Origin of the sequence: Aeromonas sp. HMWF014 (genome assembly GCF_963878295.1) — a bacterium.
Lineage (GTDB): Bacteria > Pseudomonadota > Gammaproteobacteria > Enterobacterales > Aeromonadaceae > Aeromonas > Aeromonas popoffii.
The window spans coordinates 1-304 of record NZ_CAWNYS010000040.1 but is presented as its reverse complement, the minus strand read 5'-3'; the positions used below and the strand labels follow the sequence as shown (position 1 = coordinate 304).

Below are 304 nucleotides of genomic sequence, written 5' to 3'. Positions count from 1 at the left end.
TGCTGGAGCAGTTCCGCAAGGGGGTGGAGTCACTGGACTGGCGCGAGCCTGGCCTCAAAATCACCTTGAGTGGCGGGCTGGTGGCCAGCCATGGGGTGACGCTCGGCAAGACGCTGCTGGAGGTGGCGGATGCCGAGGTCTATCGCGCCAAGCGTGATGGCAAGAACCGCATCTATCTGGGCACCCCGCAGGAACTTGTGGCCGGATAGGGGATCTTGCCAACAGGCTGGCGGCTAAATGAAGAAGAGGCCCGAGGGCCTAATGCCAGTCAGTTAAGCCTGACTGGCATTGTTTTTATTGGTTT

The 304-nt window shown here is 59.9% G+C and carries 1 pseudogene; it reads left to right on the top strand.

Annotation, left to right across the window (positions count from 1 at the left end):
• A pseudogene (locus AAC083_RS22740) lies at window positions 1-209 on the top strand (sensor domain-containing diguanylate cyclase); the annotation flags it as partial.
• Window positions 210-304: the final 95 nt, after the last annotated feature.